Raw genomic sequence first — 25,712 nt, forward strand, 5'->3', positions numbered from 1 at the left:
CCCTGCGGGACCTGAGGCCGCCTGTCACAGCAGCGACCTCGGATCCCGCAGGGCGTGCCACAGCCCGGCCGCGAGCGGGACGACGGTCAGGGCGAAGAAGACCCAGAACACGAACTCGGCGCCGGGGGCGAGTTCGTAGGTGGTGCCGTCCTCCCACTCGCAGTAGGCCCGGGGCGGAAACGGCGTGGAGACTCCCCAGGCCTTCCCGTCCCCGAGGAAGCCCTCCCGCATCGGCTCTGCGGGGCAGGGGGCCGTATCCGGGAACAGGAAGGGGTCGTCCGCCGTCATGATCACGACCCAGGTGACGGCACCGCACGGCACCGCCCAGAACACCGCGGTCCGCACCCACAGCGGCAGCAGCGGATGGGCCAGCAGCCCGCGCAGCGCTACCAGGACCACCACGAGCCCGACGAAGACGGGAAGCAGCGTCATGAGCCGGCCGCGGTCTTCCGGGCACGGAACTCGGTCGCGTAGCCCGCGCCGATGGCGAGCCCGGCGGCGGACAGGGCGAAGGACACGCTCGCCCAGTTCATCCACACGTAGGAGGAGTCGGCGGTGTAGACGGTGCCGTCCCCGCGGACGCAGTCGAAGCGCAGGGGCAGGTGCGAGGCCCGGTGGTGGGAGAGGCCTTCGATCGTGTCCGGGTCGAAGCCGTCGAGGCAGGCCCGGGCCGGGACCGAGGACGCGCCTTCGCCGAACTCCCACTCCGATTCCAGCACGGCGAAGAGCCCCAGGGAGTAGACGGACACGGCCGCCCAGGCGAACATCGTCGCCGCTCGGCGCAGCAGCAGTGGCAGCCAGGGCTCGGGGCGGCCGGGAAACGCCATGGCCACGACTCCCGCGGCCGCGACCAGCGCGCCGAGGGCGCAGACGACGGAGATGCCCAGACCGAGCACGCCGTGACCCCCTCCCGCGCTGGCGGACCCCCACGGCCCGGTGGGGTGGCACGGCGCATGCCGCCACCCCACCAGGGTCCGACCGGACGGGCTGTGGCGGAAGCCACTCCTCCCGTCACAGAGGTGTCACAGGTCGCTGTAGGCCTGTTGCCTCACGCCGGGCGCAGCCACACCGTCGACAGCGGCGGCAGGGTCAGGCGGATGCTCGCCGGGCGGCCGTGCCAGGGCTGGGCCTCGGGCTTGACCGGGTCCGGGTTGGTGATGTCGCTGCCGCCGTAGCGGGCGGCGTCGGTGTTCACGGCCTCGTGCCAGGCGGGGACGTCCTCGGGCACGCCCAGGCGGTAGTCCTGGCGGGCGACCGGCGCGAAGTTCGACACCGCCAGGATCGGGGTGCCCTCGGGGTCCAGCCGCAGGAACGCGAGGACGTTGTCGTCGGCGGCGTCCCCGACGACCCACTCGAAACCGGCCGGGTCGGTGTCGAGGCGCCACAGCGCCGGGGTGGCCCGGTAGACGGTGTTGAGATCGCGGACCAGGTCACGCACGCCCCGGTGGTCGGGCTCGGCCCCGTAGCCCGGGTCCAGCAGCCACCAGTCCGGGCCGTGCGCCTCCGACCACTCGGCGCCCTGCGCGAACTCCTGCCCCATGAACAGCAGTTGCTTGCCCGGGTGGGCCCACATGAAGCCGAGGTAGGCCCGGTGCCCGGCCCGCTGCTGCCACCAGTCGCCGGGCATCTTCGACACCAGGGAGCGCTTGCCGTGCACCACCTCGTCGTGCGAGATGGGCAGGACGTAGTTCTCGCTGTACGCGTACACCATCGAGAACGTCATCTCGTGGTGGTGGTACTTGCGGTGCACCGGCTCGTGGCTCATGTACTGGAGCGAGTCGTGCATCCAGCCCATGTTCCACTTCAGCCCGAACCCGAGCCCGCCGAAGCCGCTCGGGCCCTCGTGGTGGGTGGCCCGGGTGACCCCGTCCCAGGCGGTCGACTCCTCGGCGATCGTGACCACGCCGGGCACCCTGCGGTACACCGTCGCGTTCATCTCCTGGAGGAACGCCACCGCGTCCAGGTTCTCCCGGCCGCCGTGCTCGTTGGGCGTCCACTGCCCCGCCTCGCGCGAGTAGTCGAGGTAGAGCATGGACGCCACCGCGTCCACCCGCAGCCCGTCGATATGGAACTCCTCGCACCAGTACAGGGCGTTCGAGACGAGGAAGTTGCGCACCTCCCGCCGCCCGAAGTCGAACTCGAGCGTGCCCCAGTCGGGATGCGCGGCCCGCAGCGGATCCGCGTGCTCGTACAGGGGCCGCCCGTCGAACTCGGCCAGTGCCCAGTCGTCGCGCGGGAAGTGCGCCGGCACCCAGTCCATGAGGACACCGATCCCGGCCCGGTGCAACGAGTCGACCAGGTGCCGGAAGTCGTCCGGCGTGCCGAGGCGGGCCGTCGGCGCGTAGAAGCCGGTGACCTGGTAGCCCCAGGAGCCGCCGAACGGATGCTCCGCGACCGGCATCAGCTCGACGTGCGTGAAGCCCAGGTTCTTCACGTACCCCGGGAGCTGATCGGCCAGCTGCCGGTACGTCAGCCCCGGGCGCCAGGAGGCCAGATGCACCTCGTACACCGAGAACGGCGCCTCGTGCGCCGGGGTCTGGGCACGCCGGTCCAGCCACTCGGCGTCGCCCCACTCGTACCGCGAGGACGTGATGACCGACGAGGTCGCGGGCGGCACCTCCGTGCGGCGGGCCAGCGGGTCGGCGCGCAGGGTCTTCGAGCCGTCGGGACGGGTGATCTCGAACTTGTACAGCTCGCCCTCGCCGATGTCCGGCAGGAACAGCTCCCACACGCCCGACGAGCCCAGCGACCGCATGACGTGGCCGGTGCCGTCCCAGAAGTTGAAGGTGCCGGCCACGCGCACGCCCTGCGCGTTCGGCGCCCACACCGAGAAACGGGTGCCGGTCACGCCCTCGTGGGTCATCGGGTGCGCGCCCAGCGCCGTCCACAGCTCCTCGTGCCGGCCCTCGCCGATCAGATGCAGGTCGAGGTCGCCCAGCGTGGGCAGGAAGCGGTAGGCGTCCTCGGTGTCCAGGAGCGTGCCCTCGTACTCGACGAGCAGCCGGTACGCCGGCACCTCCCGCAGCGGCAGCAGCCCGGAGAAGAACCCCTGCCCGTCGTCGTGCAGCTCCGCCCGGAGTTCCCCGGCGACGACGGTCACCGACAGGGCGTACGGCCGGAACGCTCGGAAGGCGACCCCGCCCGGGACGGGGTGCGCGCCGAGCACGGAGTGCGGGTCGTGGTGCGTCCCGCCGAGCAGCCGCTCCCGGTCCACCGCGTCGACGGCGGGCGAGACGGCGACCTCCATCTCCGGCGGGACGATCTGGGCGGGGGCGGTCTTCTTGGCAGCGGCTTTCCTGGCGCCTGCTGTCTTGGCGCCCGCTGCCTTGGCGGGGGCCTTCTTGGCGGTGGCTGTCTTGGCAGGGGCTTTCTTCGCCGCGGCCTTCTTGGCAGGGGTGCCGGCGGCCGTGGTCCTGGCGGCCGCGGCCTTCGTGGCCGTGGTCCTGGCGGCCGCGGCCTTCGCGGTCGTGGTCTTCTTGGCGGCGGCCTTCGTGGCCGTGGTCTTCTTCGCGGTCGCCTTCTTCGCCGCGGTCTTCTTGGCGGCTGTCTGCTTCGCGGTCACCTTCTTGGCGGTGGCCTTCGCCGCGGTCGCCTTCGCGGGATCCGCCTTCTTCGCGACGGCCTTCTTCGCCGCAGTCGTCTTCGCGGCAGTCGTCTTCTTCGCCGGTGACTGCGCCGAGGCCGCCTTCTTGGCGGCGGCCTTCTTCGCCGCCTGTTTGGGTACCGCCGTCTTCTTCGCGGCGCTCTTCTGCTGGGCGGCCGTCGGCTGCTCGGGGATCTTCTCCCCGGCCGTCTTCTTCGGGTGCGAACCGCTGGACTCGGAGCGGGGGGTCACGGGCGCAGCCTCCTGGGCGCAGGTGGGTCAGTCAGGTCAGGTGGCCGGACGAGGAGAGCCGGCTTATGGCGGCCAGGGGCACCGGCAGCCAGTCGGGGCGGTGCCGGGCCTCGTACACCACCTCGTAGATCGCCTTGTCCGTCTCGTAGGCGCGCAGCAGCACCGGGTCGGTGCGCGGATCGCGGCCGGAGGCCTCCGCGTAGCCGGAGCAGTACGCGGACCGGCAGGTCTCGGCCCAGTCCGGCTGGGGCGGATCGGCCGAGCGGGCCGCGTAGTCGAAGGACCGCAGCATGCCGGCGACATCCCGCACCGCCGGCTGCGGCATCCGCCGCTCGGGCAGCGGCCGGGCCGGCTCGCCCTCGAAGTCGATCAGCCACCACTCGCCGGCCGGTGAGCGCAGGCACTGCCCCAGATGCAGATCGCCGTGCACGCGCTGCGCGGTCCAGGTGCGGCCCTCGGCGGCCAGATCGCCCAGCGCCGTGAACGCCGACCGCAGCCCGTCGGCGTAGGGCCGCAGCGCGGACACCGCCTGGACGGCCGCCTCCAGCCGCTCTCGCATGCCGTCCACCATGAGCCGCAGCTGCATGTGACCGAGCGTGACCGTCGGCAGCGAGCGGGCCAGCGCGGTGTGCACCTCGGCGGTGGCCCGCCCCAGCGCCCGTGCCTCGGCGCCGAAGTCCTCGCCCTTGGCCAGCTCGCGCAGCGCCAGCTCCCAGCCGTCGGAGGCGCCCTGCACGAACGGCTGGAGCACTCCCAGGACGTACGGCTGGCCGGCGAGGTCCGCCCGGCCCGCCGAGATCACCGGGTCCGCCGTGGGGTCGATGTCCGCGACCATCCAGGCCGTCGGCGCGGGCACCCGGGTGCAGTCCTCGCGGGCCAGCGCCAGCGGCAGCTCCAGATCGGGGTTGACCCCGGGCACGATCCGGCGCAACAGCTTCAGGATGAACGTATCTCCGTAGACGACCGACGAGTTGGACTGCTCCGCGGTCACCACGCGCGGCACCAGCCCGGACCGGATGTCCTGGCCGGGGTCCCGCTCGAAGCGGAGCCTGCCGATCCGGGCCTGGGTGCGCAGCGCCTCCAGGAGCAGCTCGGCGGGCCTCGGGTCGTGCAGGGCGTCGTAGACCGTGCGGCCGGCCAGCGGCCCCGTCGGCACATGTCCGATCAGCGCGGGCACCAGCCGAGGCGGCAGCGCCTCGCGCGCGCCTATCAGGAGCTGGTAGCAGTCGCCGGGATGGCCGGGCGCGCCGTGGGACGGCACGGGCGGCTGATGGGCGCGGACGAGCAGGTGGTACAGGCCCAGCTTGGCACTGGCCGGGAGCAGCTCGGTGGCCTCGACCAGCGTGAACCCGGTGACCGGACGTCCCTTGCCCGCGAACCAGCGCTGCCGCGGCAGCCATTCCCGCAGCAGTGGATCGAGGGAGGCGAGAAGGCCGGGCGGGGTGGTGACGGTGCGTGTGACGGCTTCCGACATGGCGTCGCGTCCTTTCACCCATTCTCGGTGCGCCTCCGTCGCCTTCGGCCGGCTCCGGCGGCGCCCCTCCGGCTCACGCGGGCGGGTGGGGTGTTCTTCATGCGTGCCCCGGGCGGGGCGGGAGAAACGCCCCGCCACGGGGGTTTGCGGCCTGCCCCGCGGATCAGGCCTCAGCGGCCCGTTTCAGGCCTTACACTGCGTCCCCGCGGAGCCGGAACCAGTAGAAACCGTGGCCCCCCAGCGTCAGCAGATACGGCAGCTCGCCGATGGCCGGGAAACGAACCCCGCCGAACAGCTCCACCGGGTGCCGGCCCTCGAAGGCGCTCAGATCCAGCTCCGTGGGCTGGGCGAACCGGGAGAAGTTGTTCACGCACAGCACCAGGTCGTCCTCGTACTCCCTGAGGAACGCCAGCACCGCCGGGTTCGTCGACGGCAGCTCGGTGTACGTGCCGAGCCCGAAGGCGGGATTCTGCTTGCGGATCTCGATCATGCGACGGGTCCAGTGCAGGAGCGACGACGGCGAGGACATCGACGCCTCGACGTTCGTGACCTGGTAGCCGTAGACCGGGTCCATGATCGTCGGCAGGAACAGCCGCCCCGGGTCGCAGGACGAGAAGCCCGCGTTGCGGTCGGGCGTCCACTGCATCGGCGTGCGCACCGCGTCCCGGTCGCCGAGCCAGATGTTGTCGCCCATGCCGATCTCGTCGCCGTAGTAGAGGATCGGCGAGCCCGGCAGGGCCAGCAGCAGGGCCGTGAACAGCTCGATCTGGTTGCGGTCGTTGTCGAGGAGCGGGGCGAGACGGCGCCGGATGCCGATGTTGGCGCGCATCCGTGGGTCCTTGGCGTACTCGGCCCACATGTAGTCGCGCTCTTCGTCGGTGACCATCTCGAGCGTCAGCTCGTCGTGGTTGCGCAGGAAGATGCCCCACTGGCAGTTCGAGGGGATGGCCGGGGTCTTGGCCAGGATCTCGGAGACCGGGTAGCGGGACTCGCGGCGTACGGCCATGAAGATGCGTGGCATGACCGGGAAGTGGAAGGCCATGTGGCACTCGTCGCCGCCGCTGGGGTAGTCGCCGAAGTAGTCGACGACGTCCTCGGGCCACTGGTTGGCCTCGGCGAGCAGCACGGTGTCCGGGTACTGCGCGTCGATCTCCTTGCGCACCCGCTTCAGGAAGTCGTGCGTCTCCGGGAGGTTCTCGCAGTTCGTGCTCTCCTGCTGGTACAGGTACGGCACCGCGTCCAGCCGGAAACCGTCGATGCCCAGGTCCAGCCAGAACTTCAGCGCGGAGATCATCTCCTCCTGCACGGCCGGGTTCTCGTAGTTGAGGTCCGGCTGGTGGGAGAAGAAACGATGCCAGTAGTACTGCTTGCGGACCGGGTCGAAGGTCCAGTTGGAGGCCTCGGTGTCGACGAAGATGATCCGCGCGTCCGGGAACTGCTTGTCGTCGTCGGCCCACACGTAGTAGTCGCCGTAGGGCCCGTCGGGGTCCTTCCGCGACTCCTGGAACCAGGGGTGCTGGTCGCTGGTGTGGTTCATGACGAAGTCGATGATCACGCGCATGCCGCGCTGGTGGGCGGCGTCGACGAACTCCACGAAGTCGGCGAGGTCGCCGAACTCCGGGAGCACGGCCGTGTAGTCGGAGACGTCGTAGCCGCCGTCCCGGAGCGGGGACTTGAAGAAGGGTGGCAGCCACAGGCAGTCGACGCCGAGCCACTGGAGGTAGTCGAGCTTGGCGGTGATGCCCTTCAGGTCACCGACGCCGTCGCCGTTGCTGTCCTGGAACGAGCGGACGAGCACCTCGTAGAAGACGGCGCGCTTGAACCACTCCGGGTCGCGGTCCCTGGCAGGAGTGTCCTCGAAGGTGTCCGGAACGGGTTCGTTGACAATCATGTTGTGGGTGACCCTCCGATCTGCGGGGTGGACGGTCGCAGCACCGTGAAGACGTGCGCGGGGCTCCGGCCCGGTTCGAGACGCACGTAGTTGGCCCTGCCCCAGTGATAGGTCTCGCCGGTGAGCTCGTCCCGCACCGGCACCGACTCGTGCCAGTCCAGGCCGAGTTGCGGCATGTCCAACGAGACCGTCGCCTCCTGGGTGTGGTGGGGGTCGAGGTTGGCGACCACCAGAACCGTGTTCGAACCCTTCCGCTTCGAGTAGGCGATCACCGCTTCCTGGTCCGCGTCGTGGAAGTGGAGATCGCGCAGCTGCTGGAGGGCCGGATTTTCCCGCCGGATGGTGTTGAGCCTGGTCAGCAGCGGGGTGATGGTGCGTCCCTCGCGTTCGGCGGTGTCCCAGTCACGGTGTGTGAGCTGGTACTTCTCCGAGTGGAGGTACTCCTCGCTGCCTTCCCTGAGCGGGGTGTTCTCGCACAGTTCGTAGCCGGAGTAGATGCCCCAGGTCGGGGAGAGGGTCGCGGCGAGGACGGCCCTGACCTCGAAGGCGGGGCGGCCGCCCTGCTGGAGGTAGGCGTGCAGGATGTCGGGGGTGTTGGCGAAGAAGTTCGGGCGCATGTAGCTGGCCGCCTCGCCGGAGAGTTCCGTGAGGTAGTCGGTCAGTTCCTGCTTGGTGTTGCGCCAGGTGAAGTACGTGTAGGACTGCTGGAAGCCGATCTGGGCCAGGGTCGCCATCATGGCAGGGCGGGTGAACGCCTCGGCCAGGAAGATCACGTCCGGGTCGGTGCGGTTGATGTCCGCGATGACCCGTTCCCAGAAGAGCACGGGCTTGGTGTGCGGGTTGTCCACGCGGAAGATCCGCACGCCGCTGTCCATCCAGTGCCGCAGTACGCGCACGGTTTCGGCGATGAGGCCGTCCATGTCGGCGTCGAAGGCGATGGGGTAGATGTCCTGGTACTTCTTCGGCGGGTTCTCGGCGTAGGCGATGGTGCCGTCGGGGCGGTGGTGGAACCACTCGGGGTGTTTCTGCACCCAGGGGTGGTCCGGGGAGCACTGCAGCGCGAAGTCCAGCGCCACCTCGAGCCCCAGCTCGCGGGCCTGGTCGACGAACCAGGTGAAGTCCTCCAGGGTGCCCAGGGCGGGGTGGACGGCGTCGTGGCCGCCCTCGGGGGAGCCGATGGCCCAGGGCACGCCGACGTCGTCGGGGCCGGGGGAGAGGGTGTTGTTCTTCCCCTTGCGGAAGGTCGTGCCGATCGGGTGGATCGGGGGCAGGTAGACGACGTCGAAGCCCATCGCGGCGATGGCCGGCAGGCGGCGCGCGGCGGTGCGGAAGGTGCCGTGCGGCTGCTCGGAGGTGCCCTCGGAGCGCGGGAAGAACTCGTACCAGGAGCCGTACAGGGCCCGTTCCCGCTCCACCAGCAGGGGCAAGGGCTCGGAGGTGGTGACCAGGTCCCGCAGCGGATGCCGGGCCAGCACGTCGTCCACCTCCGGCGTCAACGCCCCCGCGAGCCGCGCGGCCGCCGGGCGGCTCTCGTCCCGCAGGGCGTCGACGGCCTCCAGCACCACGTCCCGCAGGCCCTCCTCGGGTACGCCCTCGGCGGCCCGCTCGTACAGGCGCGCGCCCTCCTCCAGGACGACGTCCGTGTCCATGCCGGCCGGGATCTTGATCTGCGCGTGGTGGCGCCAGGTGGCGACCGGGTCGCCCCACGCCTCCACGGTGAACGTCCACAGGCCGGGCTCCCCGGCGGTGACCGTGGCGCCCCACCGGTCCGTGCCGGGGGCCAGCTCCCGCAGAGGGGTCCACGGCCCGGGGCGGCCCTCGGGGTCCTTCAGGACGGCATTGGCGGCGACCGCGTCGTGCCCCTCCCGGAACACGGTCGCCGAGATGTCGAAGGTCTCGCCGGTCACCGCCTTGGCCGGCCGGCGTCCGTGCTGGACGACCGGGCGGACATCGAGCACGGGTATGCGCCCGACGGCGGTGGCCTCGCCCACGGGGGGTGGTTGCGGGACCGGTGGACCGGCGTCGGCCGGGCGCACGGGACGTGCCTCGCCGCCGGGCGCGCGCGCCCCGGTGCGGCGGGTCTGGGGTGGTGACGAAGGGTGCTTGGCGGGCATGACCGCTCCTGTCCGCGTCAACGTGGGTGGGCGGAGGTCTATGGGGAGGTGGGTCCTGCGTGGTGCTCCTGAGAGGGGTACCCGCAGGAGCCTTCCCACCCTATTCGGGTGGGCAATCCGGCACTTTGTTAACTACTCACGCGTATGTCGACACACAAGACCGGCCTCGTCCGCGAGGGGCGAGGCCGGCCCTTGTATGTGGCTGCTCCTTCGCCCTACGGGTGCGGCACCCGCAGTAACTTGTCCGGCGAACCGGCACCCCGGCCGGAGATCTTCCCGGTCGCCGCTCCCGTGGTCAGAGCCCTCCCGACCTGGGACGGAGCCGCTTTCGGATGGTCGGCCAGATACAGCGCGGCCGCGCCCGCCGCGTGCGGAGACGCCATCGAGGTACCCGAGAACGTTGCCCGCGCGGAGTCGCTCGCGGCGGCCGCGGAGGTGATGTCGACGCCCGGGGCGAAGAGATCGAGGGCCGGACCGTGGTTGGAGAAGGCCGGTTTTGTATCCCTCCGGTCGGTCGCGCCGACCGTGATCGCCTGCTGGACGCTCCCCGGGGAGTACAGCCCGGCAGGCCTGCCGTCGTTGCCCGCGGCGACCGTGTAGGTGACGCCGGAGGCGATGGAGGCGCGGACGGCGGCGTCCAGCCGGTCGTTGCGCGGGCCGCCCAGACTGAGGTTGGCGACCGCGGGCTTCCTCGCGTGCCGGGTCACCCAGTCGATCCCGGCGATCACCCGGGCCGTGGTGCCGGCGCCCGCGGCGTCGAGGACACGGACGGAGACGATCCGGGCCTTCTTGGCGACGCCGTGGGTCGTCCCGGCGACCGTGCCGGCGACGTGCGTGCCGTGGCCGTTTGCGTCCGCCGCGACCTTGTCGTTCCCGACGAAGTCCCAGCCGTGGCTCGCCCGGCCCCCGAAGTCCCGGTGGGTGGTCCGGACGCCGGTGTCGATCACGTACACCGTCACCCCGGCACCCGCCGGCTCGGGCCAGGCGTAGCTCCGGTCCAGGGGCAGACTCGGCTGGTCGACGCGGTCCAGCCCCCAGGACGCCGGGCTCGGCTGTGCGCGGTCCAGGCGCACGCGGGTGTCCTGGACGACCGAGGCGACCCGCGGATCGGCGGCGAGCCGCGCTGCCTGTCTCGCGTTCGCCCTGATCGCGTAGCCGTTCAGGACCGTGCCGTAGGTGTGGCTGATGTCCACCCCGTACGTCTCGGCGAGGCCCCTTCCGGCCCCCGACGGCGCCCGCGTGCCCTCCTTCAGTGTCACCAGATAACTTCCGTGCACGGAGCCGGGTCCTCCGGCGCCGAGTATCCGCCCCTCCGGTACGGCGTGCGCGGGCAGGGTGATGGCCGAAAACGCCGCGGCGCAGACCGCCGCGGCCAGGCCCCCCGTCCAGCGCGGGCGCCGTGTGCGCGTCCGTGCCATGGTCCGAGTTCCCCTCCTCGACTCGGCGTACGGCTGCCGCGCGGCGCCGCGAGCGGCAGGCGCGGGCCGGTACGCCAGGGGCAGCCTCTCGTGGCACGTGAAACACCACAAGGACGCCTATGGGGGTGGAATCGGCCATATCCGTGAATGGTGCTGTTCAGGCCGATCGGGGGTCCGACGGCGGAGCCTCAGCGGCGGCGGCACCTCCGCCGGTACTGTCGTAGGAGACGTTGATGAAGCCCTGTGTCAAAGCCCTGCGTCAACCAGCGAACGCGCCGAGGTGGAACCCGTGAAGGCGATCCGTCGATTCACCGTCCGACCCGTTCTCCCCGACCCCCTCCGGCCGCTCAGCGATCTGGCCCGCAATCTGCGGTGGTCGTGGCATGCGGAGACCCGTGACCTGTTCCAGTCCGTCGACCCCGAGCGCTGGGCCGCCTCCGGGCGCGACCCGGTCCGGCTGCTGGGCAGCGTGCCGCCCGCGCGGCTCGCGGGCCTGGCCGAGGACCGCCGGTTCCTGCGCCGCCTCGCCTCGGTCGCGGGCGACCTGCACGACTACATGACCGGCGACCGCTGGTACCAGGCCCAGCCCGAGGAACTTCCCGCCGCGGTCGCCTACTTCTCACCCGAATTCGGCATCACGGCCGCCCTGCCGCAGTACTCCGGCGGCCTCGGCATCCTGGCCGGCGACCATCTGAAGGCGGCCAGCGACCTGGGCGTCCCGCTGATCGGCGTCGGGCTGCTCTACCGGCACGGCTACTTCCGCCAGACCCTCTCCCGGGACGGCTGGCAGCAGGAGCACTACCCCGTCCTCGACCCGAACGAGCTGCCCCTGGTCCTCCTGGAGGAGCCGGACGGCACCCCCGCCCAGGTCGCCCTCGCCCTGCCCGGCGGCAAGCAGCTGCGCGCCCGGATCTGGCTGGCGCAGGTCGGCCGCGTCCCGCTGCTGATGCTCGACTCGGACGTCGAGGAGAACGACCTCGGCGAGCGCGGCGTGACCGACCGGCTCTACGGCGGCGGCAGCGAGCACCGGCTGTTGCAGGAGATGCTGCTGGGGATAGGAGGTGTGCGGGCGGTCCGGACGTACTGCCGGCTGACCGGACACCCCGCGCCGGAGGTGTTCCACACCAACGAGGGGCACGCCGGGTTCCTCGGCCTGGAGCGGATCGCCGAACTCTGCGCGGCGGGCTCGGACTTCGACGCGGCGCTGGAGGCGGTCCGCTCCGGGACCGTCTTCACCACCCACACCCCCGTCCCGGCCGGTATCGACCGCTTCGACCGCGAGCTGGTCGCCCGCCACTTCGGCCCCGACGCGGAGCTGCCCCGCATCGACGTCGGGCGCGTACTCAAACTCGGCATGGAGACCTACCCCGGCGGGGAGCCCAACCTGTTCAACATGGCCGTGATGGGCCTGCGCCTGGCCCAGCGCGCCAACGGGGTGTCCCTGCTGCACGGCAACGTCAGCCGTGAGATGTTCTCCGGCCTGTGGCCCGGCTTCGACGCCGACGAGGTGCCGATCACGTCCGTGACCAACGGGGTGCACGCGCCCACCTGGGTCGCCCCGGAGGTGTTCCGGCTCGGCGCCCGGCAGATCGGTGTCCAGCGCGCCGAGGACGCGCTGACCGTCGGCGGCTCGGACCGCTGGGACGCGGTGGCGGACATCCCCGACCAGGAGATCTGGGAGCTGCGCCGGGGCCTGCGCGAGCAGCTCGTGACCGAGGTGCGGGAGCGGCTGCGGGCCTCCTGGCGGCAGCGCGGTGCCGGTACGGCCGAGCTGGGCTGGATCGACGGCGTGCTCGACCCGGACGTCCTCACCATCGGCTTCGCCCGCCGCGTCCCGTCGTACAAGCGTCTGACGCTGATGCTGCGCGACCGCGACCGGCTGATGGACCTGCTGCTGCACTCCGAGCGGCCGGTCCAGATCGTCGTGGCGGGCAAGGCGCACCCGGCGGACGACGGCGGGAAGCGGCTGGTGCAGGAGCTGGTGCGGTTCGCGGACGATCCACGGGTACGGCACCGGCTCGTGTTCCTGCCCGACTACGGCATGGCCATGGCGCAGAAGCTGTACCCGGGCTGCGACATCTGGCTGAACAACCCGCTCCGGCCGCTGGAGGCCTGCGGCACGTCCGGCATGAAGGCCGCGCTCAACGGTTGTCTCAATCTGTCCGTCCTCGACGGGTGGTGGGACGAGTGGTTCCAGCCGGACTTCGGCTGGGCCATCCCCACGGCCGACGGTGTCGGGACCGATCCGGACCGCCGCGACGACATAGAGGCCGCGGCGCTGTACGACCTGCTGGAGCAGCGGGTGACGCCCCGCTTCTACGAGCGCGGCCGCAGCGGGCTGCCCGACCGCTGGATCGAGATGGTCCGCCAGACCCTGAGCCTGCTCGGGCCGAAGGTGCTGGCCGGGCGCATGGTCCGCGAGTACGTCGAGCGTCTCTACACGCCCGCGGCCCTGGCCCACCGCTCGATGGGGCCGGACGCGGCGCGGGAGCTCGCCGAGTGGAAGGCGCGGGTGCGGGCGGCGTGGCCGGGCGTCACCGTCGACCATGTGGAGACGTCGGTGTCGGCGGTGTCCGCGGCGCTGGCGGAACTGGGGACGACGCTGGGGTTGCGGGTGCGGGTCGGTCTCGGGGATCTCGGGCCCGATGATGTCGAGGTTCAGGTGGTGTCGGGGCGGGTGGACGAGGAGGACCGGATCGGTGACGCGACGGTTGTTCCGTTGAAGCCGGTCGGGTCCCCCGGGGAGGACGGCAGGTGGGTGTACGAAGGGGCCTTGTCCCTGGATCGCACCGGGCCTTTCGGGTACACGGTGCGGATCCTTCCCGCGCATCGGCTGCTGGCCTCCAGCGCGGAGTTGGGGCTGGTGGCCGGGCCTTCCGAGGAGCTTGTGGAGGCTGCGGGGCTGTTGATGCGTTGAGTGCCGGCTGCGGGTGCGTGGGGGCTGGTCGCGCAGTTCCCCGCGCCCCTAGGTGTCTTCACCACCCTCCGTTGCCAGGTTCCGCAGGACATTGCCGCAGCGGCGGGCATAGGCGTGCTGGAGACCTCTGGTCGCCAGGCCGCCCGCCCTCGCGTACCACTTGGCCGGCCTGCTGAACGCGTTCACCGTCAGCCAGACCGTGCCGTCTCCTGTGCGGTCGACGACGAAGGACTCCTCGCCGCATTCCGGGTGGCCGGTCAGGGTGCCGTAGGCCCAGCCGGTGCGGCGGGGTTCCTCCAGGGTCCACACGACTCGGCAGGGGGCTTTGATCATGCCGGCGAGGGTGACGGTGACGTCGACGCCGGGGGCGGCTCGTTCCGCGCTCGCGTCGACGCCGACGCCCATGGCCCGGTGCATCTCCCAGGTGAGCACCGCCTCCGAGGCCCGTTGGAAGACCTCCTCGCCCTCCCCGAGGCGGGTGCGCACGTTCATGGGGTGGAAGCCCGGCGGGCAGAAGTGCTCCTCGCGGGTGGCGCCGACATCGGCGTAGGTGAAGTCCTCCGAAGACATGGTCCCCAAGAGTAGGGCGGTACCCGGAGCCGCCGTGGCTCCGGGTACCGCCCGTGGGTCGTGCTTCGGTCAGCCGACGTTGACCGCGGACCAGGCGGCGGCGACCGCCTTGTACTCGGTGCTGCTCGCGCCGTAGAGCGCCGAGGCCGCGTTCAGGGTCGCCGTGCGGGCCTGCGCGTACTTGGTCGTCGACGTCATGTACGTCGTCAGCGCCTTGTACCAGATCTGCAGCGCCTTGGTGCGGCCGATGCCGGTGACCGTGGAGCCGTTGGAGGTGGGCGAGTTGTAGGTCACGCCGTTGATGGTCTTCGAGCCGCTGCCCTCGGACAGCAGGTAGAAGAAGTGGTTGGCGGGACCGGAGGAGTAGTGGACGTCCACGCCGCCGAGGCTGGAGGACCAGGCGTCCTTGGACGAGCCGTCCTTGCTGGGCTTGTCCATGTAGCGCAGCGGGCTGCCGTCGCCGTTGATGTCGATCTCCTCGCCGATGAGGTAGTCACCGACGTCGGAGGAGTTGCCGGCGAAGAACTCGGCGCCCGCGCCGAAGATGTCGCTGGTGGCCTCGTTCAGACCGCCGGACTCGCCGCTGTAGTTGAGGCCGGCCGTGGCCGACGTCAGGCCGTGGCTCATCTCGTGGGCGGCCACGTCGAGCGAGGTCAGCGGGTTGGTGTTGCCCTCGCCGTCGCCGTAGGTCATGCAGAAGCAGCTGTCCGACCAGAAGGCGTTGACATAGGCGTTGCCGTAGTGGACGCGCGAGTAGGCCGCCTTGCCGTCGTTGCGGATGCCACTGCGGCCGAAGGTGCTCTTGTAGAAGTCCCAGGTCACCTGGGCGCCGTAGTGCGCGTCGGCGCCGGCGGTCTCCAGGTCGGACGGGTTGCCGGTGCCCCAGACGTCGTCCGAGCCGGAGAACAGGGTGCCGGTGCCGGAGGTGCCGCGGTTGAGGTTGTACGTCTTGTGGCCGCCGCGCGTGCCGTCGGTGAGGTTGTACGACGACCCGGACTTGGTGGTGCTCAGGTCGACCTTGCCGCTGTACGTGGTGGTGCCGGTGCCGGTCTCGATGGCCTGGTGCTCGTAGAGCTTCTTGCCGGTGGCGGCGTCGGTGACGACGTGCAGCTCGTTCGGCGTGCCGTCCTCCTGGAGGCCGCCGACGACGGTCTCGTAGGCGAGCGTGGGCTTGCCGTCGGCCGCCCAGATCACCTTGCGGGGAGCGGAGTTCGCCTCGGTCTTCTCCGAGCCGGCCGCCTTGGCGAGCGTCACGGCCTGCTTCTCGGCCTTGGCGGCGGCGACCGCCGGCTTGAGGGAGGCGACCTTGAGAGCGGCCTTCGTCGCTCTGGTCACGCCCTTGGTCGCGCCGGACTTCGACTCGTGCACGACGAGGTCGCCGCCGAGGACCGGCAGGCCCGCGTAGGTGCGCTCGTAGCGCGTGTGGACCGTGCCGTCGGCGTCCTTCACGACGTCCTTGACGACCAGCTTCTCCTGGTCGCCGAGGCCTATCTCGTCGGCGGTCTTCGGGGCGTCCGCCTGCTGCTCCTTGACGAGAGCGGTGCGGGCGGGCGCGGAGAGCAGGACGGGGGCGGCGGCGAGGACCGGCTTGGAGGAGGAGTCGGCGGCGACGCTGCTGCCGGAGGTCAGACCGGTGGTGAGCAGGGCGCCGGCGGCGACGGCGGTGGCGATGGCCAGCGTGGTGCGCTTGTGACGCGCGTAGAGGGGGGTCACACGAGCTCCTTGATGTGGGGGAACTGCTGGGGTGCTGTGCGGCGGGTGGGGGAAGAGTGGCACCAAGGGCGCGTACATGTCAGGAGTAACGCGTGATGTTGGCCGGAAATCGACGACAGGCTGACGGTTCCGGGCATGTGAAGCGGGCGCCGTCCCGGGGGAGTCGAACCCACCGGGGCGGCGCCCTGACTTGGGAACCCGTCGCGGCCTACGGCCTACGGCCTACGGTCTACGGGAAGGTGAGCTTCCAGCTGTTGATGTAGCCGGTGTCGATGGCCGCGTTGTCCTGGACCCGCAGCTGCCAGGTGCCGTTGGCGACCTCGGAGGAGGCGTTCACCGTGTAGGTCTCGTTGATGTTGTCCGCGCTGCCGCCGGTGCCGTAGCCCTTCAGCGTGTACGCCGTTCCGTCGGGGGCGACCAGGTCCACCTTGAGGTCACCGATGTAGGTGTGGACGATGTCCACGGCGACCTGGAGGTTGGAGGGCGCGTTGCCCGTCCGGCCGGTGACGGTGACCGGCGAGGTGACCGCCGCGCCCCGGTCCGGGATCGCCACGTCGGCGGCGTTCTCGAAGGACGTGCCGCCGCCGCCCCCGTCGCCGGGTCGGGTGCCGACGTTGATGCCCGCCCACGCGTGCTGGACCGCCTTGTACTCGGCGCTGTCGGTGCCGTAGAGCTCACCGGTCGCGGCGAGGGTGCCGGTGCGGGCGCCCGCGTAGTTGGTGGTCGAGGTGAACTTCGTGGTCAGCGCGCGGAACCAGATCTTCTCCGCCTTGTCCCGGCCGATGCCGGTGACCGGAAGCCCGTCCGAGGTGGCCGAGTTGTAGGTGACACCGTTGATGGTCTTGGTGCCGCTGCCCTCCGACAGGAGGTAGAAGAAGTGGTTCGCGGGGCCCGACGAGTAGTGCACGTCGATCGAGCCGATGCCTGAGTACCAGCTGTCCTTGGACGCGCCGTCCTTGCTCGGCTTGTCCATGTAGCGCAGCGGGGTCCCGTCGCCGTTGATGTCGATCTCCTCGCCGATGAGGTAGTCACCGACGTCGGAGGAGTTGTTGGCGTAGAACTCGACGGTCGAGCCGAAGATGTCGCTCGTCGCCTCGTTCAGACCGCCGGACTCGCCGCTGTAGTTGAGGCCCGCGGTGTTCGACGTCAGGCCGTGGGTCATCTCGTGGGCGGCCACGTCGATGGACGTCAGCGGGTTCGCGTTGCCCGAGCCGTCGCCGTAGGTCATGCAGAAGCAGCTGTCCGACCAGAAGGCGTTGACGTAGTTGTTGCCGTAGTGGACCCGGGAGTACGCGCCCACGCCGTCGCCGCGGATGCCGCTGCGGCCGTGCACGTTCTTGTAGTAGTCCCAGGTCAGCGCGGCCCCGTAGTGGGCGTCGGCGCCGGCCGACTCCAGGTTGGAGGGCGTGCCGTTGCCCCACACGTCGTCGGGGCCGGAGAAGAGGGTGCCGGTGCCGGAGGTGCCGCGGTTGAGGTTGTACGTCTTGTGGCCGCCGCGGGCGCCGTCGGTGAGGTTGTACGTCGACCCGGACTGGGTCGTGGTGAGGTCGACCGTGCCGCTGTAGACCGTGTTGCCGGTCCCGGTCTCGATGGCCTCCCACTCGTACAGCTTCGCGCCGGTGGTGGCGTCGGTGACCACGTGCAGTTCCTGCGGGGTGCCGTCGTGCTGGAAGCCGCCGACGACCGTCTCGTACGCCACGACCGGCTTGCCGCTCGCGGCCCAGATCACCTTGCGGGGCTCGCGGTTGATGCCGGGGCTCTTGGCCTTGTCGGCCTTCCCCGCGGTCAGGGCCTGCTGCCGGGCCTTCGCGGCGGACACCGCCGCCTTCGTCGTGGCCGGCGCGATCGCGGCGCGGGTGGCCTTCGTGACGGACGCGGTGGCGTCCGCCTTCGTGCTCTCGACGACCAGGTCGCCGCCGAGGACGGGCAGGCCCGCGTAGGTGCGCTCGTAGCGTGTGTGCACGGTGCCGTCGCGGTCCTTCAGGACGTCGCGGACGACCAGCTTCTCCTGGGCGCCGAGGCCCAGGTCCTTCGCGGTCTCGGCCTTGCCGGCGTTCGCCTCCCGGATCAGCGCGGCGCGCTGGGCGGGGGTGAGCCGGACCGATTCCGAGCCCGGCTTCGCCTTGCTCGCGGCCGCCGGTGCCCTGTTCTCCGGGGCCGCGGTGGCGGTGCCGGCCTGGACGGCGGTGGCGATCAGCGCGGCGACGCCGGCGAGGGCCACGGCCGCGGTACGGCGAGGGGTGTGGGGAGTGCGTCTGTGGGAGGTGCCTCTGCGCGAGGAACTGCTTCTCAACACGGACTCCTTCTGCATGGCCGGGGGTCGCCCGGCCTGGGGAGGTGGAGGTGTTGCAGTGGGGTTTCTGTGGAGCAGTCGTGGGAAGCGTGGCAGGGGAGTGCGCTTTCTGTCAGGACCGCGTCAACAGTATGGCCGGAAACGGTTCGTTGACCGGAAGTTCATGTTCGTTATACGGACCCTTGACGGCCCTCGGGCAGGTCCCCGTGCCAGGAGTGCCACAGGGCCGCGTACGCCCCGCCGGCCGCCACCAGCTCCTCGTGCGTGCCGAGTTCGGTCAGCCGGCCGTCCTCCATCACCGCGACCCGGTCGGCGTCGTGCGCGGTGTGCAGCCGGTGGGCGACGGCGATGACGGTCCGCCCCTCGAGGACGGCGGCCAGGGCACGCTCGGTGTGCCGGGCGGTCGTCGGGTCGAGCAAGGCGGTCGCCTCGTCCAGGATCAGCGTGTGCGGATCCGCCAGCACCACCCGGGCGAGGGCGAGTTGCTGGGCCTGCGAACCGTCCGTACGCCAACCGCCCTGGCCCAGCCGGGTGTCCAGGCCCTCCGGCAGCTCCCGCACCCAGGTGTCGGCGCCGACCACGGCCAGCGCTTTCCACACCTCGGCGTCACCGGCGGACGGCTCGGCGATCCGCAGGTTGTCACGGACCGAGCCCAGGAACACATGGTGCTCCTGGGTGACCAGGACGACCTGGCGGCGCAGCCGCTCCGGTCCCAGCCCGACCACGGGCACGCCGCCGACCGTCACCGAGCCGGCGGTCGGCGCGTCGATGCCCGCCATCAGCCGGCTCAGCGTGGTCTTGCCGGCCCCGGAGGGCCCGACCATGGCCAGTCGCTCCCCGGGAGTCACCGTCAGATCGACGCCGCGCAGCACCTCGACGCCCCCGTCGTAGGCGTAGCGCGCGCCGGTGACGTCGATGCGGTCCCCGGCCGGATCCGGACACTCCCCCTCGCCGGCGGCGCGCGGGGCCCGGGCCAGCCCCTCCACCCGGGCGAACGAGGCTCCGCTGCTCTGCAGTTGCTCGACCCGGATCAGGATCTCGTCCAGCGGCCCGCTCAGCTGGTGCAGATACAGGGCCGCCGCCACGACCGCCCCGAGACTCATCGAGCCCGACGCGTGCAGCGCCCCGCCGATCACCAGCACCCCGGCCACGGGCAGGACGTACGAGACCTCCACCGCCGGGAAGAACACGCTGCGGAGGTAGAGGGTGTGGAAGCGCGTACGGCGGGACGTCTCCAGGGCGTCCCGGCTCGCGGCCGTGCGCGGCTCCTGGAGCCGGAAGGCCTCCACGGTGCGTGCCCCGGACGCGGTCGCCGCGAGGATCTCCGCCACCTCCGAGGTCGCAGCGCCCTCGGCCAGATACCCGTCCCGGGCCCGGCGCAGATACCAGCGCAACGCCAGCCAGATGGGCGTCAGGCCGAGCACGCCGAGGGCGCCGAGCAGGGGGTCGAGGAAGAACACCGCGCCGACCAGGAACAGGGTCTGCACGAGGTTGATGAGCAGGATCGGGCCTGCGTCGCGCAGGGTGTTGCCGACGGTCGTGACGTCCGAGGTGCCACGGGCCGTCAGGTCGCCGGTGCCGGCGCGCTCCACCACCGAGGCGGGCAGGGTGAGTGCGCGGTCCACGAACCGCTCCCGTACCCGGGCGAGGGTGCGTTCGCCGAAGCGGTGGCCCACGAAGCGGGCCCAGCGGGCGAGGAGCAGTTGGGCGAGGGCGCACAGGAGGAGGACCAGGGCGAGGCGGTCCACCGCTGTGACGCCGTGACCCGCCCGGACGTCGTCGATCATCCGGCCCAGCAGCCAGGGGCCTGCCAGACCGGCCACGGCGGCGAGGGCGTTCAGGGCCAGGACGGTGATGAAGGCCTGTTTGTCGGCCCGGATGAGAGCGAGCAGGGCGCGTCGGACGTCGGTCCGTTCGGCGATGGGGAGGTGGCCGCGGGTCATCCCAGGACCTCCTCGGTGTCCCTCGCCACGAGGGCTCGGTAGCCGGGGGTGGTCTTGAGGAGTTCGTGGTGGGTGCCGGAGGCTGCGACCTTGCCGTCCTTCAGGTAGAGGACGGTGTCCGTGTGGTCCAGGACCAGGGGGGAGGTGGTGGTGACGACCGTGGTGCGGCCCTGGCGGGCTTCTCTGAGCCGGGCGGCGACTTTGGCTTCCGTGTGGGCGTCCAGGGCTGAGGTGGGTTCGACGGTGAGGAGGATGTCGGGGTTGGCCAGGAGGGCTCTCGCCAGGCGGACGCGTTGGCGTTGGCCGCCGGAGAGGTTGCGGGCCTGGGCGGTCATCGGGGTGTTCAGGCCGTGGGGGAGGGCTTGGACGATGTCTTCTGCCGCGGCTGTGTGGAGCGCCTTCTGGGGTGCCGCGTGGTGTGGAGTGGCGTCTGCGGGTGCGTTGGGGTTGTTCGCGCAGTTCCCCGCGCCCCTGAAAGACGGGGCGATCATCTCCTGGAGGTTTCCTGCGAAGAGGTCGGCCTCGTGGTCGGCCACCACAATGCGTGCTCGGGTCTGGCTCAGGGCGATTTCGTCCAGGCGGGTTGCGCCCCACGTCGCGTTCGACGGGGCGTAGCGGCCCAGGCGGTCCACCACCGTCGTCGCGTCCGCCGGGTGTTCCGCCACCAGCGCCGTCAGGCGGCCCGGCAGGACGCGGACCCCGGACTCCGGGTCGTACAGAGTGGACGGTTCCGACGGGGCGTCCAGGGTGCCGGTGTCGGGCATCGGTTCCAGGCGCAGGAAACCCACGACCCGCCGCGCGCACACCACGCCGCGGCTGATCTGGTAGCCGCATTCGACCCAGAAGGACACCGGGCCCACCAGGACCGCCACATAGCCGTACACCGACACCAGCTGGCCCACGGTGATGTCCCCCTGGGCGGCCAGGCGGGCCGCCAGCCAGGTCACCACGGCCAGGAAGAGGGTCGGCAGGCCGATGCCCAGGGCCTGGACCCAGCTGGTCACCGCGCCGACCCGGTAGCCCTGTTCGCGCAGCCGCAGCGAGTCGCGGCGGAAGGCGTCCGCGACCAGTGTCTTGCCGCCGAGCCCGGCGAGCACCCGCAGTCCGCCCGCCAGGTCGCCGATCCGTGCGGTCAGGACGCCCTGCCGCTCGCGGTACTCCGTCTCGGAGCCCTGCAACCGGCCGAGCAGCGGCCCGACGAGCAGGACGATCACCGGGATGCCGAGCAGGACGACCGCGGCGATGAGCGGAGAGACCGACACCAGCAGGACGGCGATGACGAGGTACGCCACGACCGCGCCGACGCCGGGGCCGACGACCGTCAGGGCCTGGCTGACCGTCTGCACGTCGCCCACGCCGATCGTGACGACCTCCCCGGCGCCCATCTGCCGCGACAGGGAGGCCCCGAGCCGTACCGCCTGACCGACGACGACCTTCACCGTGCGGAAGTTGGCGTCCATCCGCACCCGGGTCATCGTGCGGTGCCGCATGATGCTCAGCCAGGAGTTGAACGCGCCCACCGCGAACAGCGCCCCGCTCCACAGCGCCAGCGCGCCCATGTCGCCGGGCTCGAGACCGTCGTCGATCGCCCGGGACATCAGATACGGCGTGGCCGCCAGCAGCACCATCCACACACTGCCGAACATGGCCCCGGCCGCGCACCGCCAGGGCTGCCGGGTGACCAGCCACCACAGGTAGCGGGCACCGCCACGGCGGTCGGGTGTGCCGGGGTCCTCGTACGCGTCGATCATCCGCCCGCCCTCCGCCGCCGCACTACGCCAGACTGTCCCGCCAGGCCCGGTGCAGATCGGCGAACCTGCCCGTGCCCGCGACGAGTTCGGCCGGTCCGCCGTCCTCGACGATCTTCCCCTGTTCCATCACCAGGACACGGTCCGCGATCTCGACGGTCGACAGCCGGTGCGCGATGACCACCGCCGTACGCCCCTTCAGCACCGTCGCCATCGCCCGCTGCACCGCGCGCTCGCCCGGGATGTCCAGCGAGCTGGTCGCCTCGTCGAGGATCAGCACCGCCGGGTCGGCCAGCAACGCCCGGGCGAAGGCCACCAGTTGCCGCTGCCCGGCCGAGATGCGGCCGCCCCGCTTGCGTACGTCGGTGTCGTAGCCGTCGGGCAGGGCGCTGATGAAGTCGTGCGCGCCGATCTCCTTCGCCGCCTGCTCCATCTCCGCACGGGTCGCGTCCGGGCGGCCGATCGCGATGTTCTCGGCGACCGTGCCGGAGAACAGGAACGACTCCTGCGTCACCATGACCACCCCGCGCCGCAGGTCGGGCACGGTGAGGTCGCGCAGGTCGACGCCGTCCAGCAGCACCCGGCCCTCGGAGGGGTCGTAGAACCGGGCCAGCAGCTTGGCCAGCGTCGACTTTCCGGCGCCCGTGGAGCCGACGACCGCGACCGTCTGCCCGGCCGGGATCGTGAGGCCGAAGCGGGGCAGCACCTCGCCGCCGGTGCGGTAGCCGAAGCTGACGCCGTCGAAGACGACCTCACGGCCCGGGTGCTCGCTCGCCAGGGGCGGGAGCGGCCGGGGGTCCGCCGGCTCGGGGACGGACGGCGTCTGGGCGAGCAGTCCGGCGATCTTCTCCAGCGAGGCCGCCGCCGACTGGTACGAGTTGAGGAACATCCCGAGCCGGTCGATCGGGTCGTACAGCCGCCGCAGGTACAGCACGGCCGCCGCCAGCACACCGAGGGCCAGCGTGCCGCCCGCTACCCGGTAGGCGCCCCACAGCACGATCGCCGCGACCGCCGTGTTGGCGACCAGCCGCGAGCCGGTGACGTAGCGGGCCATCTCCAGCAGCGCGTTGCCGTTGGTCCGCTCGTGCCGCTGGTTGAGCGCGCCGAAGTCCGCGTCGTTGACGGCCTCGCGGCGGAAGGCGCGCACCGGCCGGATGCCGTTCATCGTCTCGACGAACTTCACGATGACGGCCGCGATGGCGGTGGACCGCGCCCGGTACACCCGCCCGGCCCGCCGCTGGTACAGCCGCACGAGGGCGTAGAGCGGCACCAGGGACGCCACCGCCACGCTGCCGAGGCCCAGGTCGAGCCAGAGCAGCATCGCCGAGATGTAGACGAAGGACAGGATGACCGTCACGAGCTCCTGCAGGCCCTCGTCCAGCAGTTCGCGCAGCGACTCGACGTCCGCCGTGGAGCGGGAGATGAGCCGGCCCGAGGTGTAGCGCTCGTGGAAGTCGACGCTCAGCGCCTGCGCGTGGCGGAAGATCCGGCCGCGCAGGTCGAGCAGCACGTCCTGGCTGACCCGGGCAGCGGCGGCGACGAACGCGTACTGCAGCCCGCCCGCGGCCAGCGCGCACACCAGATAGCCGGCGCCCACCGCGATCAGCGGCCCGTGGTCCTCGGCCCGGAACGCCGGTACGGCACGGTCGATGGCGTACGCCACGAGCAGCGGGCCCGCCTGCACGACCGCCTGCTGGAGCAGCAGCAGAACCGTCGTGACCGTGACCCGGGCCTTCAGAGGCGCGAGCAGGGAGCGCAGCAGGGCGGCGGTGGCGCCCGGGGGAGTGGGCAGGACGTCCTGGTCGAAGGGGTCGCCGGTGGCGGCGGGTCGGTCGTCGGGTCCGTCGTCGGGTTTCCTGTCGGCCGGTGTGCTGGTGGCCGCCGTCATCGTGCGCCCTCCTCTTCCCCTGACATCAGGTGCGCGTACTCGGCGTTCGTCCGCAGCAGTTCGTGGTGGGTGCCGACCGCGGCGATCCGGCCGCCGGACAGCAGCGCGACCCGGTCGGCGAGCAGCACGGTGGACGGGCGGTGCGCCACGATCAGGGCGGTCGTGTCCGCGAGGACGTCCCGCAGGGCGGCCTCCACGGCGGCCTCGGTGTGCACGTCCAGGGCCGACAGCGGGTCGTCCAGGACGAGGAACTCCGGCTGTCCGACGACAGCCCTGGCGAGCGCGAGGCGCTGCCGCTGCCCGCCGGAGAGACTGAGGCCCTGCTCGCCGACCTGGGTAGCGGTCCCCTGCGGCAGGGCGTGCACGAAGTCGGCCTGGGCGACGGCGAGGGCCCGCTCCAGCTCCGCCGTGCCGGCCGTGCCGTCGGCCCCCATGAGAACGTTGTCGCCGACCGCGGCCGAGAAGAGCGTGGGCTCCTCGAAGGCGACGGCGACCTTGGCACGCAGCGCCTGTCTCGACAGGCCGGTGATGTCGACGCCGTCGAGGGTGATGCGGCCCGAGGTCACGTCGTAGAGACGGGGGACGAGCGCGGTGAGGGTGGTCTTGCCGCTGCCGGTGGAGCCGACCAGGGCCATGGACTCGCCGGGGCGGATGTGGAGGCCGATGTGCTGGAGGACGGGCGGGGAGCCGGGCGGGGCGTCGGGGTAGCGGAACTGGACGTCGTGAAAGCGAAGTCCCTTGTCCTCAAGAGCTGTTGACCGGCTGCTTGCGGTGGCAGGCCGGCGCTCCTCGACCTCCGCGCCTTCCTCGATGTCCTCGTCCATCACCTCGAAGTACCGCTCGGTCGCCGTCGCCGCCTCCTGGCTCATGGCCAGCAGGAACCCGATCGACTCCACCGGCCACCGCAGGGCCAGCGCCGTCGACAGGAACGCCACCAGCGTCCCCGCCGACAACCCCCCGTCGGCCACCTGCACGACCCCCACGACCAGTGCCGCGCCGATCGCCATCTCGGGCAGCGTCACGATGACGCCCCAGATCGTCGCCAGCAGCCGCGCCTTGCGCAGCTCCGTGCCGCGCAGCTTTCCCGACAGGTCGCGGAACGCCCGCGCCTGGCTCCGGTGACGTCCGAACCCCTTGATGATGCGGATGCCGAGCACGCTCTCCTCGACGACCGTCGTCAGGTCGCCGACCTGGTCCTGCGCGCGCCGCGCCACCTCGGCGTACCGCTTCTCGAAGACCACGCAGGTCACCATCACGGGCACGGCGGGCCCGAGGATCACCAGCCCCAGCGTCCAGTCCTGGAGCAGCATGATGATCACGCCGATCACTATCGTCACCCCGTTGACCAGCAGGAACGTCAACGGGAAGGCGAGGAACATACGGAGCAGCATCAGGTCCGTCATCCCCCGGGACAGCAACTGCCCGGAGGCCCACCGGTCGTGGAAGGACACGGGCAGCCGCTGCAGGTGCCGGTACAGATCCGCCCGCATCGACGCCTCGACGTGCGCCAGCGGCCGCGCCACCAGCCAGCGCCGCAGCCCGAACAGCAGGGCCTCCGCGAAGCCGAGCAGCAGCAGGAACAGCGCCCCGAGCCACACCCCGGCCGGGTCCCGGTCGGCGACCGGCCCGTCCACCATCCACTTCAGGACGAGCGGGATCACCAGGCCCGTGCTGGAGGCGAGTATCGCCACGAACGCGGCGCTGAACAGCCGTGCCCGCGCGGGCCGCACGTACGGCCACAGGCGCAGCAGCGTGCGCACGGCAGAACGGTTTCGGGTGGGGGCAGATGTGGTGGCCATCAGCAGCGAGCCTACGGATCGCCACTGACACTGCCCACCGAGTTTCCTCCGAGCCGGGGTCCGTCCTTGGTCCTACGACCTGCGTGTTCGGGGGGTCGTACGGCGGGCA

At 71.5% G+C, this 25,712-nt stretch carries 15 protein-coding genes; 1 reads left to right on the forward strand and 14 read right to left on the reverse strand.

Features of this window, described 5'->3' with window-relative positions; genetic code table 11:
- Positions 1-24: 24 nt before the first annotated feature.
- From OHU35_RS29580 to OHU35_RS29610, 7 genes are all read right to left on the reverse strand, one after another.
- Positions 25-432 carry a hypothetical protein gene (locus tag OHU35_RS29580; protein ID WP_189731228.1) on the reverse strand — a complete coding sequence of 136 codons (408 nt, stop codon included), beginning with the start codon at positions 430-432 and terminating at the stop codon, positions 25-27.
- Positions 429-896 carry a hypothetical protein gene (locus tag OHU35_RS29585; protein WP_405507446.1) on the reverse strand — a complete coding sequence of 156 codons (468 nt, stop codon included), beginning with the start codon at positions 894-896 and terminating at the stop codon, positions 429-431. Before OHU35_RS29585 ends, OHU35_RS29580 begins: the two co-directional genes overlap by 4 nt.
- A 152-nt stretch (positions 897-1,048) precedes the next feature.
- Positions 1,049-3,835 carry a 1,4-alpha-glucan branching enzyme gene (gene glgB, locus OHU35_RS29590; RefSeq protein ID WP_405507448.1) on the reverse strand — a complete coding sequence of 929 codons (2,787 nt, stop codon included), beginning with the start codon at positions 3,833-3,835 and terminating at the stop codon, positions 1,049-1,051.
- A gap of 31 nt (positions 3,836-3,866) precedes the next feature.
- Positions 3,867-5,309: a maltokinase N-terminal cap-like domain-containing protein gene (locus tag OHU35_RS29595; RefSeq protein WP_189731234.1), complete on the reverse strand. Its 1,443-nt coding sequence runs from the start codon at positions 5,307-5,309 to the stop codon at positions 3,867-3,869.
- A 190-nt stretch (positions 5,310-5,499) separates the two neighbouring features.
- Positions 5,500-7,200: a maltose alpha-D-glucosyltransferase gene (gene treS, locus OHU35_RS29600; RefSeq protein WP_189731236.1), complete on the reverse strand. Its 1,701-nt coding sequence runs from the start codon at positions 7,198-7,200 to the stop codon at positions 5,500-5,502.
- A complete protein-coding gene (locus tag OHU35_RS29605; protein ID WP_405507450.1) occupies positions 7,197-9,314 on the reverse strand; it encodes a maltotransferase domain-containing protein in 2,118 nt (705 codons plus the stop codon). Before OHU35_RS29605 ends, treS begins: the two co-directional genes overlap by 4 nt.
- A 215-nt stretch (positions 9,315-9,529) precedes the next feature.
- Positions 9,530-10,732 carry a S8 family peptidase gene (locus tag OHU35_RS29610; RefSeq protein WP_405507452.1) on the reverse strand — a complete coding sequence of 401 codons (1,203 nt, stop codon included), beginning with the start codon at positions 10,730-10,732 and terminating at the stop codon, positions 9,530-9,532.
- Positions 10,733-11,021: 289 nt separating this feature from the next.
- Between OHU35_RS29610 and OHU35_RS29615 the strand changes: the two genes are divergently transcribed.
- A complete protein-coding gene (locus tag OHU35_RS29615) occupies positions 11,022-13,649 on the forward strand; it encodes a glycosyltransferase family 1 protein (protein WP_189727711.1) in 2,628 nt (875 codons plus the stop codon).
- Positions 13,650-13,697: 48 nt separating this feature from the next.
- Here OHU35_RS29615 and OHU35_RS29620 read toward each other — a convergent pair whose 3' ends face one another.
- From OHU35_RS29620 to OHU35_RS29650, 7 genes are all read right to left on the reverse strand, one after another.
- Positions 13,698-14,219: a DUF1990 domain-containing protein gene (locus OHU35_RS29620; protein WP_189727713.1), complete on the reverse strand. Its 522-nt coding sequence runs from the start codon at positions 14,217-14,219 to the stop codon at positions 13,698-13,700.
- A gap of 69 nt (positions 14,220-14,288) precedes the next feature.
- Positions 14,289-15,932, reverse strand: coding sequence for a M4 family metallopeptidase (locus tag OHU35_RS29625; protein WP_359896929.1), 1,644 nt, complete (start codon positions 15,930-15,932; stop codon positions 14,289-14,291).
- Between the two features lie 229 nt (positions 15,933-16,161).
- Positions 16,162-18,243, reverse strand: coding sequence for a M4 family metallopeptidase (locus OHU35_RS29630; RefSeq protein WP_189727717.1), 2,082 nt, complete (start codon positions 18,241-18,243; stop codon positions 16,162-16,164).
- Positions 18,244-18,395: 152 nt separating this feature from the next.
- Positions 18,396-20,168 carry an ABC transporter ATP-binding protein gene (locus OHU35_RS29635; protein ID WP_189727718.1) on the reverse strand — a complete coding sequence of 591 codons (1,773 nt, stop codon included), beginning with the start codon at positions 20,166-20,168 and terminating at the stop codon, positions 18,396-18,398.
- Complete coding sequence (locus OHU35_RS29640; RefSeq protein ID WP_405507455.1) at positions 20,165-21,919, reverse strand: ABC transporter ATP-binding protein; 1,755 nt, start codon at positions 21,917-21,919, stop codon at positions 20,165-20,167. The genes OHU35_RS29635 and OHU35_RS29640 overlap by 4 nt, the downstream gene beginning before the upstream one ends.
- 22 nt (positions 21,920-21,941) lie before the next feature.
- Positions 21,942-23,804, reverse strand: coding sequence for an ABC transporter ATP-binding protein (locus OHU35_RS29645; protein WP_405507456.1), 1,863 nt, complete (start codon positions 23,802-23,804; stop codon positions 21,942-21,944).
- The gene (locus OHU35_RS29650) at positions 23,801-25,603 is read right to left on the reverse strand and encodes an ABC transporter ATP-binding protein (RefSeq protein WP_405507457.1); all 1,803 of its coding nucleotides are present in this window, start codon (positions 25,601-25,603) and stop codon (positions 23,801-23,803) included. The genes OHU35_RS29645 and OHU35_RS29650 overlap by 4 nt, the downstream gene beginning before the upstream one ends.
- Positions 25,604-25,712: the final 109 nt, after the last annotated feature.

Source organism: Streptomyces purpurascens (genome assembly GCF_045040895.1).
In the GTDB taxonomy this organism is placed as follows: Bacteria; Actinomycetota; Actinomycetes; order Streptomycetales; family Streptomycetaceae; genus Streptomyces; species Streptomyces purpurascens.